Genomic DNA, 20,813 nt, shown 5'->3' with positions numbered 1-20,813 from the left:
TGGTACAATAGTAAAGCAAGATAAAAAATTATAATTTTTAAAATCTATTTTATATAAAATATTATAGGACAAAATAAAAAAAGATGATCTACGAAACGTAAATCATCTCATTAAAGTTAGAAGAATGGTTGAATGTCTGCTATTTAACTAGTTTTACAAAATGTTTTAATGTTCTAATAAGTTGTGCCGTATAAGACATTTCATTATCATACCAAGATACTACTTTTACCATTTGATTGTCCCCTGTTCCAATAACTCTGGTTTGAGTAGCATCAAATAATGAACCGTAGTTCATCCCTATAATATCTGAAGAAACTATCGGATCTTCTGTATAACCGTATGATTCATTAGCCGCTTTTTTCATTGCAGCATTCACTTCTTCCACAGTTACTTTTTTCTCAAGATTAACAAATAATTCAGTTAAAGACCCTGTTGGCACAGGTACACGTTGTGCAGCACCATCTAACTTACCGTTTAATTCCGGTATTACTAACCCAATTGCTTTGGCAGCACCGGTTGTATTAGGCACGATATTTTCCGCAGCAGCACGTCCACGTCTAAAATCACCTTTTCTGTGTGAACCGTCTAGTGTATTCTGATCCCCGGTATATCCATGAATAGTAGTCATTAATCCTTGAACAATTCCGAAGTTATCATGCATCGCTTTAGCCATAGGCGCTAAACAGTTAGTTGTACATGAAGCACCTGAAATAACAGTTTCACTTCCATCTAATATCTCATGGTTTACATTATAAACTATTGTTTTTACATCACTCCCCCCCGGAGCTGATAACAATACTTTTTTAGCACCCGCTTTAATGTGTGCTTGAGCTTTTTCTTTGCTATTAAATCTACCGCTACATTCTAATACTATATCTACTCCCAGTTCTTTCCACGGTAAATTTTCCGGTTCTGGTTCTCCAAATACTTTAATTTCTTTCCCATTTACTATAAAAGCACCGTCACCTTCTTCAACGGTTCCCGGAAATGGTCCTTGCGTTGTATCGTATTTCAACAAATACACTATTTGATCTATCGGTCTTACTCTTGATCTGTTAACAGCAACAACCTCTATATCATCTGCGTGTTGTGCCTGTATTTGTCTTAAAACGAGTCTCCCTATACGCCCAAATCCATTTAGTGCTACTTTTATTGTCATGTGTTTTTCCCCCAAAAAATCTTATTTTTTAATTTTTATTAAAGTAAGCGTTTCAAACACCTAGAATTAATATAACATAACTTCATATCTTTTTCAAGTAGTGTGTTATATTTTTATAATATTATACATTAACTTTATATTTATACGAATATATATATTATTTTATTTCTCCACATTTACCAAAATAAGGTTTTATTATATCTATATTTTATTTATATAATTTTTCATAATCTTATAGATAATTCCGTTAATATCGGTGGCTCTATCTTTTCTTGATTTTTAGGATAATCTTTGTAAATTAGTATCGGATATTGGTTTATATAATTTCTCAACTTTTTATGAATATCCGATATTTTTGATATAACATCTTCTTCTTTTTCAAATTCTAAATAACGTTTTAGATAAAATCCATTCAATTCATTTTCATAAATAGTCTCAACCGCTTCAATATTTAAAAACTGTGTATTATTATCATAATCGGATTTTGGGAAGGTATTTGCTACATATACACTCGCATCGTAATATCTCGTATCAGAAATTACTTTTTTAAAACCAAGATTCTTTTTTTGAATGGATAAGTAAAAAGGAATATCCGGATAGGCAGCCAACCTAACTTCTATTTCTCCGTCATGCGATACGGAATCAGACTTTTTGTAACTATAGTTTCCTTTTCCATATGTTGTATCTAAATATGACGAAATATTCTTCTCATCCAAATCTTCCCATTTAGCTAATTTGCTCTTATCTGTTTTTGAAGAAATAACAGAAGGTTCATAAAACAATACATCAACTATTGCATCATCCACAACTTGCGAATAGTTTTCTCGCATATCTTTACAAAATTTTTCAATTTTACTGCTGAAAGTTGATATATCCTTATCATCTCTTACATCCCATTTTATTTTTACCATTCCGGTTGAATATGTTATATTCTTCATTTCATCTGCGGTAAAGTATTTTAGTGCTATAAGATTGCATACTTTTTCGATTCTATTGTCAACAAACTTATACTCAGGTACCGGAGCGAAGGAATTAAGACCTATTTTTTCTTTTACAGTGTACTTAACATCCGGATATTTAGTTAGAGAAACCTCCCAACTTTTCGAATCAATTTGTTCTACCTTAACTTCCCCCGTATTGTAACGTTTTTCAAGTCGTTTTTGTATTTCTTCCGTTGTGAGACGTTTGCTATCACCCAAACTGCACCCTGAACCGAAAATTATTATAAGGAAAGTTATAATTATCATGTAACAAAATTTTTTCATTTATTTTACCTCCCGTTTTCGATATCTACTTTCCAAAATAATTTTTTATTAGTTTTTGAATCTTAAGTAAACTATTAGTGTCCTATTAAATTTATCCGCAAAATACATATATACTCTTGTTTTCAATTTTAAATTTTTACAAATTTTTAGAGCATCCTTGAAAAAACCGTCAACACTGATAAGTTCTGTCCGTGTTTTATTTGCAAATTCAACTGGGTTATCTATACTAAAATACATTTGTGCAGCACCATTACCGGTTTTCTTTACATACTTATTCGCAAGTTTTAAACCTGCTGAATTTGTAACATCAAAAATTAACTCTCCTTTAGAAATATTATCTTTCATCTGTTTAATCATAGATAATATTTTTTCTTCTTTAAAATATTGATATACCCCTGAAACAACCATTAAAGTTGGCAATGAAACATCAATTTCTTTTACCCAATCAAGAGTAAACATATCTCCTGAAATCAACGTTTCGTTTTCCGCTTTTCCAAGCACCTGTTTTCTTATCTCTATCACATTCGGTAAATCGACTTGATAGAAATATGCTTTTGTATTTCCTATACGATTAAAGGCTGTTTCCAACCCTGCTCCCAAAAATACCACATTACATAAATCATTTTTCTCAAGAAACTTTGTTATTTTTTGATCTATTGTGTATTGCCTACAAACACTTGCCATATAAAAATATTCTGTCGTATTTTCTTTTATGCTGTTTGCAGGAATATATTTTTCCAAAGATAAGGCTTTTTTGTCATAAAAAAATTCAGGAAATTTCTTAGATGCATATATTCTTGCCATTAATGGGATATATAAGGTATCTTCCACCCCTTTTAATATATTTTTTTTATTCATTTTTTATCCTCACAAAAATACTTTATTAACTCTTTTTTTCTCCATAAATTATTCTTACCATTATTATATCATAAACGTTGATTATGTTGAATTTCTACTTGTCTTACATTTTAGTTTTAGAGTTTAGGTTATGTCATTTTTACAACTAAGAAAATATCTTTATATTGAATTAGTCACTTGCTTAAAGTGTTTTTGTAGTAAGAAATATATGACAAAAACTTAAATTTTATAAAGATGTAATTCCCGATTTCTATCATGCTACTCCAACGAATTTTCATGGAGTTATCTCAAAAAATAAAAATACTTATTAATAGTTAGAAGAAACTGTTTATTGATTTTAAAACTCACTTCAAGAAAATTTCAAAGGTCTGATAAACTCTATGAATACTACCAATCGAAATAGATTTTTATCAAGATAATAATTTTTAAAAACTTCGGAATTAATTCAAGTTAATTACCGCTATTTTTAATTTTCCAAACTTAATACAGAATATTTTTTAATATAGATACAGATAAATATAATAATTTTATTTTAAAAAATTTACCGAGTTTAATAAATTTACAAAAACTTTTTACAAAGGTATAATATATTTTGTAAAAATAATTATAAACCAACAATTATGAGGTAAATTAAATGAAAAAGAAAAATCTAAAATTTTTGTTAGCAACATCATTAACAGCTACTTTACTTCTTTCATATGGGAAAATAAATTTTTATGATAATAATACAGTGAGTGCTGAAAATGTTAATACAACTCAAAAAAATAATAATTCTTCTAAAATTCCTATGACCTTGGAAGAATATAAACAAAAAAGTGCCTTAGAATTAGCAGCTCTTATTCGCAATAAAAAAGTCACAAGCGAAGAACTCGTTACTCTTGCTTACAGAGCAATAGAAGCTGAAAATCCAAGATTAAATCTTGTTCTTATGAATGAAAATGGAAATATTCCTAAAGCAATTTGGGATAAAGCATATGAAGATGCAAGAGAAATAGACAAACGAATTAATGCAGGTAATGCCGCAAGCAATCCTATTAATTGGCAAGAACAACCTTTTGCAGGAGTTCCTACTCTTATAAAAGGATTAGACGCCTTAAAAGATGGTGATCACTCTAACGGCGTTTTGTCGGAAAAAGGGAAAATTTCCTCATCAGATGGACAAGTCGCCAAAGAATTTCGTAAATTGGAATTTATTATTCTCGGTCAAACCAATTACCCCGAACTCGGTTGGAGAAATATAACCGATTCTAAACTATTCGGTCCTGCCGGAAACCCATGGAATCCTGAACGTAATACGGGTGGCTCTTCCGGAGGTTCTGCCGGAGCCGTTGCAGCTGGTTTTGTTCCAATAGCAAGTGGAAGTGATGCCGGCGGTTCTATTCGTATACCGGCATCTTGGACAGGTCTTATCGGTTTAAAACCAACCGGTTCTGTTGTTAAGTTTCCACTGGTAAAATCTGTTGAAGATGCTAAAGTTTATTTTGATAAAACCACTATTAATAAACCAAAAGAATTAACTCCCGTTCCTAAAGATTTAAAAAAATTGAAAATAGCATACACATTAAAAACTCCGTTAAAAGATGTCAAACTTAGTGAAGACGGTAAAAAAGCCGTTCTAAAAGCTGTTGAATTTTTAAAAGCACAAGGCTTTTCAGTTGAAGAAGTTACTGAATTTCCTATTGACGGTTATGAAGGGATTAAAACTTATACCGTAAATTCTATCGGTTATGGTTCTAACTATGTAGAAAAAGCGAAGAAAAAAGGTGAAAACGGAAAATATGATTTAGACCCGGCAACTTACACATTCGGCTCGTCTTCTACAAAAGGATACAGAGCAAATACTGATATTTCAGGTGTAAAACCCGCTTCAGAATACAAAAAATCTATAAATGAATTTTACAAAAAGTACGACTTATTCTTAATGGCAACTAATGCCGTAACTGCTCCGTCTAACAATAAAACCATTGACCCTTATGTTAATCCGGATATTGAAAAACAACTATATAATATCAACAGCATACAAGATCCTAAAAAACGCTTTGAATTATTAGTTAAACAGTGGGAGCCTATGATGAGACGTACTCCATTTACATGGTTATTTAATCTGACCGGAAATCCGGCAATTTCACTGCCCGTTTATGTCAACAGCAACAACTTGCCACTTGGAGTAATGTTCGCAGCACAAGATAATTCCGAAAAAATATTATTAGAAATGGCACAACTATTCCAAGATAACAATCAATTTAAGTTGCATCCGTCTATAACCAATAATGCCACCACTAAAAATGGAAACAAAATAGCAACCAATGATTATGGAACAAAATTTGAATATAAAATTCCCGATATTGCTCCTACAAATCCCAAACCTGAACTAAAAATTAAAGATAATCAAAATACCGATAAAGATAAAACAACCGAAGTATCTCAACCTGACAACAAGCAAGGTACTGACCACTCTAATAAAAAGACTACCAAAAAAACTCTTCCTAAAACAGGTACCCATACTTATTCATCGGTAACCTTTGGATTTATTACTTTATCTTTAACCGGAATTATTGTTTTAGTAAAACGTAAAAAAATTAATTTTAAAAAATAGAATATAATAAACTACCGCTAAAGCTGATTGAACTAAAAAACATTTTCCCAATCCAGTTTTATCGAGTTAAATGTTTCACTTTTATTTGCAATCTATCTTATACAAAAAACTAAATAACAGATAAAACACTCACCTAAATTTACTTAATAAATACTTTTTAAACTTAATAAAATATAAAGAAGCTACTCGAAAATTGTCATTTCATTAAAAATCGATTTTATCGAGTAGCTCTTTATTTATATTATTTTAGCTAAGTTTCCCTTTTAGCTTCATATTTTTAACAATTTTTTCAATTGAGTTAACATAAGCTGCTTTTCTCATTGGAATTTCAAAACGTTCCTTTACTGACCAAATATCATTGAATGCTTTTGTCATAACACGATCTTGTTTTTCTACTACTTCTTCTTCACTCCAATAATAACCTTGTAGATTTTGCACCCATTCAAAGTATGATACTGTTACTCCGCCGCTGTTTGCCAATATATCCGGAATAACAACTTTACCACGCTCCGTTAAAACTTTATCTCCTGCCAATGTAGCCGGTCCGTTCGCTCCTTCTGAAATAATGGGTGCATTTATTAAATTAGCTTCTTTCTCATCAATAGCATTTTCTAAAGCACATGGGCAAAGCACATCAACATCTAACGCCCAAAATTCATCTAAACTTAAACGTTTAGTATTAGGCAACGTATGAAATCTTACTTTTGTATCCTTACAGTGTCGAAGCTCCTCATAAGATAGTCCTTCAGCACGGTAAACCGCATACTGAACACCGTTATCGTCACGTTCGGTAACTGCAACAACAGTTCCACCATAGTTGATTATTGTTTGAACGGTGTAACTACCTACGTTACCGAAGCCTTGAACAGCAACTTTTGAGCCTTTTACCGATTTTTCTAATTTTTCCAATGCTAATTTGGCAGCCAAAGCAACACCATGCCCTGTCGCCTGTGTTCTACCTAACGAACCTCCAAGCTCTAACGGTTTTCCTGTTAGTGTTCCAATCGCTTGTTCTCCTGTCAATGTATTAAACTCATCAATCATCCACGACATAATTTGACCGTTCGTATTCACATCCGGTGCGGGTATATCTTGTTTTTCTCCAAGATATTTATATAATCCTCGGATATAGCCACGTGATAATTGTTCTAGTTCACCTTGTGACAATTCTTTCGGATCTACTATAACACCGCCTTTTCCACCGCCATAAGGTAGATTAGCAACTGCACACTTAAATGTCATCCAAATAGATAATGCTTTTACCTCATCTCCTGTTACTAATGGGTGAAAACGTAGTCCCCCTTTAGTTGGTCCTATCGCATCATTATGCTGAGAACGAAAACCTTTGAAGTATTTTACCTCGCCACTATCCATTTTTACCGGAATAGTGATTTCAATAAAACGTTGCGGATCTTTTAACGCTTCATATACCTCATCTTTATACCCCAGTATAGCACAGGCACTTTTAATTTGTTCTCTGGCATTAATTAATGGATTGTTATTCATAACTGATTCTCCTTAAACTTTTTAATTTTAAGAGTAATAATTTTACCCTACCTTATTATAACAAATTACTATAAAGATTGTAAACGGTATGTTTTTCTTATTAAAGCTAATTTTTTCAACTTTAACCTATACCTTATCAATGTTATTATAAGGGATAAATTTTTAATTAATTAATACAATGTTCCACTTTTTTTACTGTTTTACTTAACATTATACCAGCTATCTCCTATACCTGCCTCCGCTTTTAGTTTTACAGATAACTTAGCAGCATTCTCCATTATTGTCACTATTTCTTTTGTAAACTTCTCTACCACTTTTTTATTTACATCTAAAATTAATTCATCATGAACTTGAAGCAGCAATTTAGCATCAATATTATTTTTTTCTATATAATCGTTAACATTTATCATTGCAATTTTTATTATATCCGCTGCCGTGCCTTGAATTGGAGTATTCATTGCGATACGTGAATTTAGGTTTACTATCATTTTATTTTTTGAATTAATCTCCGGAAGATTTCTTCTTCTATGGTACAATGTTTCAACATACCCTTTTTCTTTTGCAAAGTTTACAATATCTTCCATATATTGTTTTACCCCAGGAAATGTTTCTAAATACTTTTTAATAAATTCTTTTGCACGCTTTCTTGTTATTCCCAAATTATTTGACAATCCAAAATCAGAAATACCGTATATTATCCCAAAATTTACCGCCTTAGCTTCACGACGCATAGCAGGCGTTACTTCTTCAAGTGTGACTCCATTTACATCACTTGCCGTTTTTGCATGAATATCAACATCATGTTCAAAAGCATCAATCATTCTGTTGTCATTCGCAATATGGGCTAATACCCTTAATTCAATTTGAGAATAGTCAATTGATAAAATAACTCTATCTTTAGAACCCGAAATAAATGCTTTTCTAATTTTTTTCCCTTCTTCGATTCTTGTCGGTATATTCTGAAGATTTGGGTTAACCGATGATAGTCTTCCTGTTTGAGTTAATGTTTGTTCATAACGTGTATGAATTTTCCCTTCACGAGTAATATCCTTAATCAATCCTTTAGCATAAGTTGAATTGAGTTTTGTCAATATTCTGTATTCCATTATAAGCGGGATAATTTCATGAGTGTTTTGGAGTTGTTCCAACACTTCTACAGAAGTGGAATATCCTGTTTTTATTTTTTTTATAGGAGGTAAATTTAATTTTTCAAATAAAATTACTGCCAGCTGTTTTGGAGAAGCGATATTAAATTCTTCACCTGCTAAAGCATGAATACCGGCCTCAAGCGTTGAAATTCGTTTATCCAGTTCTACACTCATTATTTCCAATTCTCTTTTACTAACATGAATACCTTCAAATTCCATTTTTGCTAATACTTTTGCAGTTTTTATTTCTATGTTTTCAAAAAGATTTATCATATCTTCTTCAATTAATTTTTTTCTTAATGGTTCTTCTAATTTTGAAATATAACTTACTATTTGAGCTAAGTAAGGATGAATCACACTATTAACCGGTAAAGTTCTTCTTGCTCCTTTGCCGTAGATTTCTTCATCACTTTTTAAAATTTCTCCAAGATAATTAAAAACTATTTTATCAATTTGAATTTTTGAAGTTACATCTGCTAAATATGCGGCAATCATAACATCAAAAACATCTCCGTTTATTGTAGTACCGTTTTTCAACGCTAAATACATCAATTTTTTGTAATCATATACTATCTTTTTATTTTCTGAAGTTAGATAATCCAATACCGTTTCATTACTAAAAAAAGAATCTTCACTAAACAAATAAATTTTTTCTTGGTTATAAACAGCTATTCCTACCACACTGGAATTATGATAATCTTCCGTATAACATTCCGCATGGATACTTGCTGAATTAAAATCTATTTTTGTTTTATCAGTAGCATGAATTATTTCCAATTCTTTCTCTATTTCTAAATCCGTTTTTTCAGCTTCTATATGTAGTTTTTTTAAAAACGAGGTAAACTCCAATTTTTCAAATAATTCTATTTTCTTTTTCCTGTTTTCTTCAAAAATTAATTCTTCAAGTTTATTTTCTAACGGTACTTCTGTATGAATAGTAGCCAATTTTTTGCTTATCAGGGCATCTTCTTTCCCTTCTGTTAGACGTTCTTTTAACTTTTTACCACTTATATTATCGATATTATCTAAAATATTTTCAACACTTCCATACTCGGTAAGCAGTTTAATCGCAGTTTTCTCACCAACTCCGGCTATCCCCGGAATATTATCAGACTTATCCCCCATTAAACCTTTCATATCAATTATTTGTTCCGGAGTTAAATTGTATTTTTCTTTAATAAATTCCGGAGTATAATAATCAATTTCCGTTACTCCTCGTTTTGTATAATAAATCGTTATATTATCACTTGCAAGCTGAGTTAAATCTTTATCACCTGAAACGATAATAACTTCTAAGCCGGCTTTTTCTGCCAAACGTGCATAACTTCCGATAATATCGTCCGCTTCATAATCAAAATGCTCTTCGTATTTTATTCCATAAGATTCTATAAGCTCTCTTACATATCCGAACTGTTCCACCAACTCATCAGGCGTTTTATCACGTGTACCTTTATAATTTTCATAACTCTTATGTCGAAAAGTTTGTTTTCCTTTATCAAAGGCAACAAGTGCATATTTCGGCTTAACATCGGTTAAAACTCTCTCCAACATTAAGGTAAAACCATAAACACTGTTCGTATATAGTCCTTTTTTATTTTTTAGTGCCGGCATAGCATAAAAAGCACGGTAGCTCAAACTATTACCATCCAACAAAATTATTTTATCCATGTCTATCTCCTCATTATACCGTTAATAAACTAAAAAGAACTCACAAGTAAAAATTTTTCAAAATCACAATTTTTCTACCTCTGAGTTCCCCCTCTTTTAATTAATATTCATCATGATGATCATGCGAACAACCATGATGATGGTGATGTTCAAAATGTTCTATAATTTCATGAACTCTTTTACTTCCTGTCAGCTCATAAACATTTTTTAGCGTTTCCAAATAAGTCGGTTCGTCATGCAGTACTTCAAAATAAGTCACCGCTTCTTCTTCAACAAAATCAATATAATCTTCCTCTTCTGATAGAGCATTTAAGGCTGCCCCTAACAAAATCGGATCATCTTTAATAATAGCGTGTTCGTTGTATAAGCTATAAATTTTATCATATTCAAATAAAGTTTTCAAAGCGTAAATTGCTATATACAGGGTTTCTTCCGAAATTCCCATATTTGTTAAAACTTCTTTCACTAACTGACGTATTTTATCATATTCTTTATCGTCGTTATAAAGAGAAATCAAGTGCAAATAGGCACTGTGGGCAACCCCTTGAAGTTCAATGTATTTTTCAAGATATTTTTTCGCTTCTTCACCTTTTGACATATGACCTAAATGTAAATAAGAATCAACAAACTCTGAATCCAAAGCTATTGTTTTTAAAAGGTACATTTTTGAATTTTCAATATCCTTAAGTTGATTGTATGAATATGCAACAGCGAATAATAAATTGGCATCTTCATACTCCCTGCCATGTCTTGTATAAAAATCAACGGCATCTTCAAACAAACCCATTACAAATAAATTATCAAATGCTAAATGAAAACTTTCAGCGGACGGTTCTTCATGAAAAATTCTTTCACTCATAATTTTCGCCTTATTTTCCCTACCGGTTTCTAAATAAATAGATACCAACTCCGAATCTATACTCCTTATAGCTTCAGGGTGCTTGGTTTTACTGCGTGCTTGTTGAAACTTATCTTCAGCAATTTCCAACAAACCGTCATTTTTATAAATCATACCCTCTAAATACAAAACCGGTGCTGTTTTTTCAGCATTGTATAAAATAAGAAGAGCATCATCCTTTTTATCAAGATACATTAAATTATGAACATATCCTTCAATCGCATCGTCTTCTTCCTTATTTTGTTCATAAATAATTCTTGACAATTCAAGTGCATCCTCGAACAATCCATTATTAAATAAAATCGAACGGAAATTTTCCTGTTTTTCTCTATCTAATTGTTCCAAGTCAATATCCTTAAATTCTTCTAAAAAATTTTGTATATCCATTATTTATCTCTCCTTGCTAATTTATTCATTACATATTCTAATTCCAGACGTGTTTTTTTATCCATATCTCTAATGACAAAACGTGCCTTTTCTAAATATCTCACACTCACCGAAAGTGTCTGTCCCAATATCTCTTCATTATTTTTTATAAAATCTATTATCTTCTGCTTATACTCTATGCTGCTGTCTTTACAAAAATCTAAAAATAACTCATTATTATATTCTCTGGCGATTATTGCCGGTAAAGTCATATTTCCATTTATTAAATCCTGCCCTGACTCTTTACCGAGGTTATTCCCACCGGAAAAATCCAAATAATCGTCAACTATTTGATAGCTCATTCCAAGATAATAACCATATCTGTAACTGCTAATTATGTCCTTATCGTCCGCACCCGAAATAATGCTACCGGCTACACAAGAAAAAGCGATAAGAATCGCAGTTTTACGTTTTATTTTTTTCAAATAATCTAATCTTCTGGTATTAACATTGTATAAATCATCTTCTTGAATTAATTCGCCGATGCAAAGCTCCTTTAAAGTCGTCACAAGGTAAGTATGTAATCTCTCATCTTCAAATTCACTAATCGCATTAAGAACGACTGAAAAAAGATAATCACCAACATACAAGGCGAAATAATTCCCGTACTTTTTATTTAATGTTACATTACCACGTCGAGTTTGTGCGTTATCAATAATATCATCATGGATAAGACTTGCAGTATGAATAATTTCAACGATACCGGCAAGACGGATAATATCTTTTCTATTCTCTTTAAAATTTCCTAATTTTGCACAGATAAGCAACAAAAGCACCCTTATCCTTTTTCCGCCATTTAAAAAATATTTCTTAATAACTTTATTTAATTCATTATCATTACTTTTTGTTATTTCAAAAATATCTTCTAGCACTTCTGCTATTAATCCGTCATACTGTTTTAACATTTAATTCTCCGCCCATACTACTTTTTTGATAAAGTTTCTGTCATCATTATCTATTTTTTTACCATAAAACTCAAACCACACATAAATAATATTAATAATGAATTTATCTACACTCGAATTATTATTTAGTAATTTTTGATACCCAATTTTCATAACATCTGTCAATTTTTTCAGCTTAACCGAATCTTTTTTTAATAAACTATAATACTCGAAACTATAATAATCACCAAAAAGCAATGACTTAGTTTTAATGTTGTTGGTAGAAAATTCTTTTATATGTTTCTCTAAAGAACTCAAAGCAAAAAATATAGCTTTGTTATATTCTTCGTTATTAAAATCATAATGCTCTTTTATTTTAAAAAGATTTAACTTTTCTATAAATTTTTTATTATAACTATATGTTCCCATTGTAAAACCTCAAGTTTTTTATCCCTATTATTATAACACAATATAGATATTAATAAAAATTTCAAAACTAAAAAACTTTCTAACACTTATGAACTATAGTTATTACCTTTTGAAAAATTGAATAAATTTTAAGGATTGGTTCTTTTTAGTTAGAAAGTTTTATATATCTTTTATCAAATTAAATCAATAGTTTAATTTTTTATAAATAACTTACCGTTTCATTTTGATTAATATCATCTTCAGGTTCTTTTCTTACAAATAACATTATCGCTACTATGAAGTGTAATATATATATTGGGAAGAAAAATCCAACCGATGTTACACCGACACCAATAGCTACCAACAGGAAGAAAATACCGGCTACAATACGTTTTTTTATGATAAATGTCGCTATCAACGCTAATATTAATAAAACAATGTAAATTACTGTATAAATTTTAAATGTTACAACACCCAATTCTAATGCTTTATCCGCAGAAATAGACGCATTTTGTTGAGCTAAACTGGCTTCAAATGCTTTTAAAAACTCCGGATTTTTTAATATATCTTTTGTACTACTAATAAATGATACATAACTTAATCCACCGGTAATAATTAATAATAACACATTAGCTATCCAAGCTAAAATTTTTTCAGTAGTTCTTTTAAATGGTTTCATAAATAACTCCTCCTTATATTTTAATGAATATTACATAAACTATCACAGCCTTAGTATATCATATTTTAAATTTTTGTGCTAATTTTTTACTAAAGTGTTAAATTTATTATCTAAATAAAAAATAATACAAGAATAGAATTTTTTTATGCTCCATATTTGACACGGAACAAAATTTAATATGATAATATATGAAATAACTCAAAAACCATTACCTTTCTAGACAGATAATGGTTTTTATATTATTATTTATAATTTTCTTCAAAATGTTCTATTGCTTTTGCAAAACTTTCCACTACATATGTAGCCTGTTGCTGTACTTCTTTCGGAGCACCGCTCATACAGTAAGAAATGTCGGCTATTTTAAACATATCCACATCATTTCCGGAATCACCCAAAGCAATAATTCTATTATATCCTGATTTTATTAATTTTATTCCACTCGCTTTAGAAATACCCCTAGCTGTTATTTCCATTCTTGTTGATCCCGATTTGTAAATCTCTACATTCGGAAATAATTTTTTCATAACTTCATAATGAGAATTTAATTCTTCTTTACACGGTCTTACATTTATCTTATAAATTGTTTTCCCAACCAATAATTCAAAAGGATTATCCACACAAATAAGCTCCATATTCCAAAGTCTATCCTTTTTCTCATGATTGAAGTTACCAATTCTTCGTTTGCCGTCTAAAGCATCAAATATAAGTTTATTTTCTTTTAAATATTTAAAAATATCCTCTAAATCTTTTTCTTGAATATGTTTTTCAAATATAATTTCATTTTGTCTTGTTACGACCGCTCCGTTAAACCCTATCATGTCTGTGACTTCTATATTATCACCCTCGGCAATATATTTGATTTCTTCAACAGAACGCCCAGTCGCAACTGAGAAGTCCCCATATTTTTTTGCACTATGATACGCCCTTAAATCATCCTGTTCGACGAATACTGAATTTTTCACAAATGTTCCGTCTAAGTCTGTAACAAACAAATTTTTCATAAACCTATTCCTCCATACCAAGCATATCTTGAATTTCCATTTTTAACACATTTGCGTGAGAACCGTAAATAGATTGCATCTGCATATCACTTTCCGCAAATCCCATAGCTCCCAGTTTAGTTGTAATTCTCTCCTGATCGACTAAACTTTTATCTTTAACATTTATTCTTAATCGTGTAATACAAGCATCTACCGCTTCAATATTTTCTGCTCCACCATGTGCTTTTACCAATTCAACAGCTTGTTTATGAATTCCTTCCGGTGTTTTTTGAACGGTTTCCATAACTTCATCATCACTTGCTGCATCATCCATTACTTTTGGCGATTCCTCTTTACCGATTGTTGCAATTTCCACACCCAGTTTAGCACGTGCTTCTTTTTTATTTGATAATCTCACATCGTCAGTATCTTCACGTCCCGGTGTTTTAAGATCAAATTTAACAATCATAAATCTAAAGACAACATAGTAGATAAAGAAATATACTACCCCAACGATCGGCACTAACCACCAAGCAGTTTTCGGCCCTTGAAGTACACCGTAAATTACCCAGTTAATAAAACCATGTCCTGTAGGTGTTGCAACTCCCGCTCCTAACATATGCATTACAAATAGTGCTGACCCTGCTAAGAATGCGTGTACGATATAAAGGATAGGTGCTACAAATAAGAACGTAAACTCGATTGGTTCTGTAATACCGGTTAAGAATGATGTTCCTGCTGCTGCAAATAATAGTGAACCCACCATTTTACGTTTTTTAGGATCAGCAGTTTTATACATTGCATAGGCTGCGCCGGATAAACCAAACATAAAGTAAACGAATTTACCACCGTTAAAACGTGTGATACTTGGATCAACATGTGTTACATTAGGATCAGCTAATGATGTTAAATAAGCATTAATTGTACCAACAACACGTTTTCCACCAATTTCCCATGCTCCTCCAAGTTCTGTAGTACGAACCGGCCAGTTTAAGCCGTGATGAAGACCAAACGGTAGTAAAGCACGTTCTACCAACCCGTAAAGAAATGTTCCTATCGGACCTGATTTTAAAATAAATATTGATAGAACACTAATTCCTCTTTGCACCGGTGGCCAAACAAAGAATAATCCGGCTGCCACTACCGACATAATTATAATGGTTGCGATCGGCACAAAACGTGGTCCACTAAAGAATCCGATTACCGTTGGAAGTTGTACCTTAACCGCCCACTTATGAACGAAGTAAACAACAATACCGACGATAATACCACCGAATACACTAAGATCGATTGTTTGAATACCAAGAACCTTTGTCTGCATGGCATTTGATAATGCCAGTTTAGCGTCATTGCTTGATAATTTACTGGTATCAACTAATTTATGACTTTGTACAAGCAGGAAGTTTAATACATAATGTAAAACGATAAATCCTAATAATCCTGATAAAGCAGCCGAACCTTTTTCACGTTTAGCAAGCCCTACCGCTACCCCTACTGCAAAAATTATCGGTAAGTTATTAAATGCTGTGTCTCCAAGCACAATTAAGAATTTCATAATAAATTGAATAATATCATTTTTTAATGCCGGAAACATTTTTAAAGTGTTTGAATTACTGAATGCAGTCCCAATACCTTTAATTATCCCTGCACCGGGAAGTACAGATACCGGTAATAAGAATGAACGTCCGAATTGCTCAAAAGCGGAAACGAACTTATTTTTTTTCTTTGCCATTACTTTCTTCTCCTTTTTAAAATTATATGTATATATTATAACAGATCTGAAAACGATTTTTCTTATCTTGCCTAAAAGTTACTTTTATTGTATTTTTTTACTATTTAGGTAATATTTTACTAATTATCTTCTAAACTTGATACAATCGCTTTTATTTTCATTATTTTTATGTTATTATACTTTATAATAACAATCGCAATGAAAAATTTAGTAAATTTTACTCAAAGGAGTGAATTATGTTTTTTAATAACTTAAAAGAAAATTACGATAAATTATCTATTTCTGAACAACAAGCAATAGACTATTTAATGAAACAAGATAATATTGAATACGTCACGTTAAAAGAAATCGGACAGGCAGTTTTAGTTTCTTCATCAACTATCATCCGTGCTTGTAAAAAACTCGGCTATAACACATTTATTGATTTAAAATATGATTTGAGAACAAGTAAAGAATTATCCAAAAGTGAAAATTCATCCACTTCTAACTTCGTTCAATTAAAGGAACAACTAAGCGTTGAATTTGGACGTACCATGTCTATCTTAAATCAAAAAGATTTTGAGGTATTTTCGGATATTATTATAAAATCCCGCAGAATTTTTTGTGTAGGTAGTGGTTCCAGTTATATGGTCATGAGCGACTTCAATAGAAAGTTAAAACTCATTAATCTCTGGTCTAATGATTATTTTGAACATTACTCTATAAAACGTATACCCGATATTTCAACAAATAAAGATGTTATTTTAGTATTTTCTTTAGGCGGAAATACCGAGATTATCAACGACAGCCTTCTGGAAGCAAAACAAAACGGAACAACCATTATTTCAATAACCAGCCTGTCTAACAGCCCACTCGCTAAAATAAGCGACCACGTTATAAAAGTCTACGACGCACCTAAAACCAGAAAAAAAATCCGTTCTCGCCTTATGTTAAATGTTGTCGGAATTATTCTTTTCGAAACAATCGTCAACACCATGAGTCCGGGGCAGTATATTATAGATTAACAATATGGGCATAAGATAAAAATTTTTATGCTTTTTATATAAATCATTCAAAATATATTGATAAATATATTCTAAAATACAAACTAAAAAACACTGGGTAGATAGCTACACTCAAAAACAAATATTTTTTAAAGTACAGCTAAATAATAAGTTACCTAGTGTTTTATTATTATAAATTTGAAAAGTTTTTTACAAATAATACCATCATAAATATATATTATCAACTTAGAGTAATTATCCAAATACAATAATTAATAATAAATTTTAAATGATTATATTTATATCAGTTAAAATTATCGTTCTTCCATATATTTTTGAATTTCTTTAGAAGTTAACTTCCTCACTTCTGTATTACTGTACTCTCTATACTTTCCAATAGCAAAAACAGGTTTCATAGTATTGCAAGTTTTCCCCTTATTCTTTTTTAAATAATTTTTCAATTCTTCACTATTTACTAAAATTTTATACGATAATCTTCCATTTTTCTCATTTTTTATCTCATAAATTCCACACGAACTTTTCATACTGTAATCAGCTGTTCGTAAATATAATTTTGCAATTTCTAAAGACTTGAAAGGAAAATTCCATCTTTGTAATCTTCTAACCAGATCACACTCAATACAAATACAACGTCCACACATCCCACAAATATACTGAGTATGATTTTCTAAACATTCTAAGGGATTTAACAACGGTGTTATTCTGTTTTCAGTTGAGTAACATTCCTCACACATTTTTCTCCCACCTTTCCAATGTTCTTTTCTTGTACATTCACTTAATTATTTTTCTTACATTATACCATTTTGCAATTTACTTATACAGTTATTGACCTATATACTTATAAAAAATAAAAAAAAGATGGTATAATAAGGTTAAAAAGCGAAAGAAAAAGGAAAAACTGTAATGAATACTCCAAATAACAAAAAAGAAGAATTATTAAAAAAATACAACCTTTGGATTAAAAAAAATATGTTCAGATTTTTATTTGGCGTTATTTTATATTTAATTATTCTAATGGTAAACTTTATTTTTTTCAAAAATAATAAGGTCACTATCTTTAGTACCCTACTTATTTTTTCATATACAATATATATTTATACTTTACGTTGGTTTATTACAAAGCACCTTATCGGGAAAATTAATAATATTGATTTTTAATTGTAGAAAACGGCTCGAAAATTGAAAATTAAGATTTCATTAAAAATCGATTTTGCCAAGTAGAAATTTCCACAATTCATTAGATTTGAAAAAAACTTTTTAAATCATATTCCTAAATCAATAAATTAATAAATCTAACTACTGATAAGTAAATTTTATTAGAATTTTTAGCTTTCAGATCCGCCCTTTAATTATTTGTTATACCACTACAAAAAAAGAGATGAGTTTTTACACTCACCTCTTTTTCGGCTTTGCTACTAAACTAAAATATGCCCTTTTCTCTTTTATATAACTTTACTTTAATATATGGTTTTCCCATAATTCTATTTTATCTTTATAATTTACATAAACAAATCTCATAAGAAAATCTTTTTGAGTATTAATCACCCGTTAATATCTCTAAATTTATTTTTTTCTTAGAAATTTCTATAAACTTAACTATTACGAAAAGATTTTTTTTATGATATAATTAGAAAATATAATTTATAAAAGAAAGGAATTTACATGACACAGAAAAAAAATTCAAAACTATTTCTCGTTCTCTTTCTAGGAACGTTATCTGCATTTGGACCATTTGTTACAGATTTATATCTGCCTGCACTTCCATTTATGGCAGAATACTTTGGAGCTAATACTTCGACCATTCAGTTAACACTTACAGGAAGTATGGTAGGACTTGCATTAGGGCAACTTCTTATAGGCCCTATCAGTGATAAGTTTGGGCGTAAACAACCCTTAATTATTAGTCTTATTATTTATTTAATCAGCACTATAGCTATTATTGTTTTCCCCAACATTTACGCAATGATTATTTTGCGATTTGTTCAAGGTATTTCGTCAGCAGGAGCAGTTGTTATATCTCGTGCTATCTCTACCGACCTTTATCGCGGAAGAGAAATGGCAGAGTTTTTCGCTTTGCTTATGGCGGTTAATGGACTCGCTCCGATAATCTCTCCTGTTGTAGGAAGCCTGCTGCTTCAATTAACAGATTGGCGCGGTATTTTTATTACACTTGCAATCATCGGTATAATAATTATTATTGCAGCTTTTAAATTAGTAGAATCGTTAAAAGAAGAAAAAAGACTTAATGTACCTATATTAAAAACCTATAATTCTATAGTTTTAGTATCAAAAAATAAACTGTTTACTATTCTTGTTTTAATTCAGGCATTTGCGTTAGCAACCATGTTCGCTTATATAGCCGCATCTCCATTTATTTTACAAACACATTATAAACTATCACCATTCTTATATAGTTTGTGCTTCGGTTTAAACGGTTTCGCTCTTGTTGTAGGTAGTAAGGCAGCCGGACGCTTTAATGAAAAGAAAAGTATTAAATTGGGATTAAGTATTATGTTAATTCTAAGTATTTACTTAGCTATTATTTTAACTTTAGCATTGCCATTCCTATTTGTTGAAGTAGGCTTTTTCTTTTTATTATTAGGATTAGGTTTTATACTTCCTTCAGGTTCCGCTCTTGCAATGAATCTGGAAAGAGAGCGTGCCGGTAGTGCTTCCGCATTATTCGGTTTCCTTCCGTTTTTCTTGGGAGGTGTAGTTTCTCCTCTCGTTGGATTGGGCAATATTTTTCATTCCAGTGCTATAGCAATCGTTTTTTGTTCAGCAGTTTCTTATTTACTGTTTAAAACTATTGAGAGAAAAATATAATATTAATAGTCGCTAAATAATTTTGATTTAGCGACTATTTTAATTATCAAATTATAAGTTTCACAATAGTCATTCTATAAATAGACTATTAAATAAGGGTGCCATGCTTACCGTGATATATCAAGTTTGTTACAAAACATTAAAAGAGTGATGAAATTTTATCCATCACTCTTTCTTTACCTGATTTTTTAATCAGTTTTGTTTAATAAACCAAAACATTTATTGCTTTCGCTTATTTCTACTCTTCATCTTTTCTTTTTCTTCTTAATGCTAATCCAAGTCCTGCCAATAATGTTGCCAGTCCCGCATACACTCCGTTTGTTGCCTCATTACCTGTTTTTGGTAATGGTGTTTTTGGTGTTGTCGGTGGTACCGGTGGTGTTTTTGGTGGTACCGGATTAGTTGTCGGATTGGTGTCTATGTCTAATACTCCGTCTGATGTACGAGCTATATTTTTAATTTCTTTGCCATATGTTTCTTCATTGACTTTTACTTTAAATGTTACTGTCCATGTTTCTCCTTTGGCTACTCTCTTAGTCCATACTACTTCTCCGTTTGTGTATTTTCCATTGTTATCTGCTGAGTTTTCTACATATGTTGTGTACTCAGGGATTTTATCTTTGATTGTTACATCTCTGTCTTCTCCCGTTGTATTTGTGTAACTTACTGTATACGTTAAGATGTCTCCCGGTTTTACCGCTTTGCCGTTAATTGTTGTTCCACTTTCGTTTACAACGTCTTTTACAGGTTTTTTCGGTGTTGGGTTATTTGTTGGG

Annotated in this window: 17 protein-coding genes; 4 read left to right on the top strand and 13 right to left on the bottom strand. The window is 30.9% G+C overall.

Annotated elements, in window-relative coordinates:
- Positions 1–139: 139 nt before the first annotated feature.
- From gap to HMPREF1983_RS05965, 3 genes are all read right to left on the bottom strand, one after another.
- The gene (gene gap, locus HMPREF1983_RS05975) at positions 140–1,159 is read right to left on the bottom strand and encodes a type I glyceraldehyde-3-phosphate dehydrogenase (protein WP_021753402.1); all 1,020 of its coding nucleotides are present in this window, start codon (positions 1,157–1,159) and stop codon (positions 140–142) included.
- Positions 1,160–1,383: 224 nt separating this feature from the next.
- Positions 1,384–2,424, bottom strand: coding sequence for a hypothetical protein (locus HMPREF1983_RS05970; protein WP_040461165.1), 1,041 nt, complete (start codon positions 2,422–2,424; stop codon positions 1,384–1,386).
- A 48-nt stretch (positions 2,425–2,472) separates the two neighbouring features.
- Positions 2,473–3,282 carry a class I SAM-dependent methyltransferase gene (locus HMPREF1983_RS05965; protein WP_021753400.1) on the bottom strand — a complete coding sequence of 270 codons (810 nt, stop codon included), beginning with the start codon at positions 3,280–3,282 and terminating at the stop codon, positions 2,473–2,475.
- A 634-nt stretch (positions 3,283–3,916) separates the two neighbouring features.
- Between HMPREF1983_RS05965 and HMPREF1983_RS05960 the strand changes: the two genes are divergently transcribed.
- Positions 3,917–5,878, top strand: coding sequence for an amidase family protein (locus tag HMPREF1983_RS05960; RefSeq protein WP_021753399.1), 1,962 nt, complete (start codon positions 3,917–3,919; stop codon positions 5,876–5,878).
- Positions 5,879–6,124: 246 nt separating this feature from the next.
- Here HMPREF1983_RS05960 and HMPREF1983_RS05955 read toward each other — a convergent pair whose 3' ends face one another.
- From HMPREF1983_RS05955 to HMPREF1983_RS05920, 8 genes are all read right to left on the bottom strand, one after another.
- Positions 6,125–7,384 (bottom strand): Glu/Leu/Phe/Val family dehydrogenase, encoded by a 1,260-nt coding sequence (locus tag HMPREF1983_RS05955; RefSeq protein WP_021753398.1) that lies wholly within the window; start codon positions 7,382–7,384, stop codon positions 6,125–6,127.
- A gap of 200 nt (positions 7,385–7,584) precedes the next feature.
- Positions 7,585–10,200, bottom strand: a complete 2,616-nt coding sequence (gene polA, locus HMPREF1983_RS05950) for a DNA polymerase I (RefSeq protein ID WP_021753397.1) — start codon at positions 10,198–10,200, stop codon at positions 7,585–7,587.
- Positions 10,201–10,300: 100 nt separating this feature from the next.
- Entirely contained in the window at positions 10,301–11,485 is a 1,185-nt protein-coding gene (locus HMPREF1983_RS05945) for a tetratricopeptide repeat protein (RefSeq protein WP_021753396.1), read from the bottom strand.
- The gene (locus HMPREF1983_RS05940; RefSeq protein WP_021753395.1) at positions 11,485–12,429 is read right to left on the bottom strand and encodes a polyprenyl synthetase family protein; all 945 of its coding nucleotides are present in this window, start codon (positions 12,427–12,429) and stop codon (positions 11,485–11,487) included. Before HMPREF1983_RS05940 ends, HMPREF1983_RS05945 begins: the two co-directional genes overlap by 1 nt.
- Positions 12,430–12,837 carry a hypothetical protein gene (locus tag HMPREF1983_RS05935; RefSeq protein WP_021753394.1) on the bottom strand — a complete coding sequence of 136 codons (408 nt, stop codon included), beginning with the start codon at positions 12,835–12,837 and terminating at the stop codon, positions 12,430–12,432.
- A 199-nt stretch (positions 12,838–13,036) separates the two neighbouring features.
- On the bottom strand, positions 13,037–13,495 hold the full coding sequence (locus HMPREF1983_RS05930) for a DUF4064 domain-containing protein (protein ID WP_021753393.1): 459 nt from the start codon (positions 13,493–13,495) through the stop codon (positions 13,037–13,039).
- 242 nt (positions 13,496–13,737) lie between these two features.
- Complete coding sequence (locus HMPREF1983_RS05925; RefSeq protein ID WP_021753392.1) at positions 13,738–14,496, bottom strand: Cof-type HAD-IIB family hydrolase; 759 nt, start codon at positions 14,494–14,496, stop codon at positions 13,738–13,740.
- 4 nt (positions 14,497–14,500) lie between these two features.
- Entirely contained in the window at positions 14,501–16,207 is a 1,707-nt protein-coding gene (locus tag HMPREF1983_RS05920; RefSeq protein ID WP_021753391.1) for a PTS transporter subunit EIIC, read from the bottom strand.
- Between the two features lie 236 nt (positions 16,208–16,443).
- Between HMPREF1983_RS05920 and HMPREF1983_RS05915 the strand changes: the two genes are divergently transcribed.
- Complete coding sequence (locus HMPREF1983_RS05915) at positions 16,444–17,211, top strand: MurR/RpiR family transcriptional regulator (RefSeq protein WP_021753390.1); 768 nt, start codon at positions 16,444–16,446, stop codon at positions 17,209–17,211.
- A gap of 293 nt (positions 17,212–17,504) precedes the next feature.
- On the opposite strand, the gene HMPREF1983_RS05910 is transcribed toward HMPREF1983_RS05915, so the two are convergent.
- On the bottom strand, positions 17,505–17,945 hold the full coding sequence (locus tag HMPREF1983_RS05910; protein ID WP_021753389.1) for a hypothetical protein: 441 nt from the start codon (positions 17,943–17,945) through the stop codon (positions 17,505–17,507).
- Between the two features lie 169 nt (positions 17,946–18,114).
- On the opposite strand from HMPREF1983_RS05910, the gene HMPREF1983_RS05905 reads away from it, so the two are divergent.
- Both HMPREF1983_RS05905 and HMPREF1983_RS05900 read left to right on the top strand, forming a co-directional pair.
- Positions 18,115–18,369 (top strand): hypothetical protein, encoded by a 255-nt coding sequence (locus tag HMPREF1983_RS05905; RefSeq protein WP_021753388.1) that lies wholly within the window; start codon positions 18,115–18,117, stop codon positions 18,367–18,369.
- Between the two features lie 504 nt (positions 18,370–18,873).
- Complete coding sequence (locus HMPREF1983_RS05900; RefSeq protein WP_021753387.1) at positions 18,874–20,037, top strand: multidrug effflux MFS transporter; 1,164 nt, start codon at positions 18,874–18,876, stop codon at positions 20,035–20,037.
- Positions 20,038–20,275: 238 nt separating this feature from the next.
- Here HMPREF1983_RS05900 and HMPREF1983_RS07815 read toward each other — a convergent pair.
- Positions 20,276–20,813, bottom strand: a 538-nt coding sequence (locus tag HMPREF1983_RS07815) for an LPXTG cell wall anchor domain-containing protein (RefSeq protein ID WP_021753386.1), incomplete at its 5' end; no start/stop codon positions are given.

The organism is Gemella bergeri ATCC 700627 (genome assembly GCF_000469465.1).
GTDB lineage: Bacteria > Bacillota > Bacilli > Staphylococcales > Gemellaceae > Gemella > Gemella bergeri.
The sequence above is the reverse complement of the archived record's forward strand: the minus strand, read 5'-3'. Positions and strand labels throughout refer to the sequence as shown.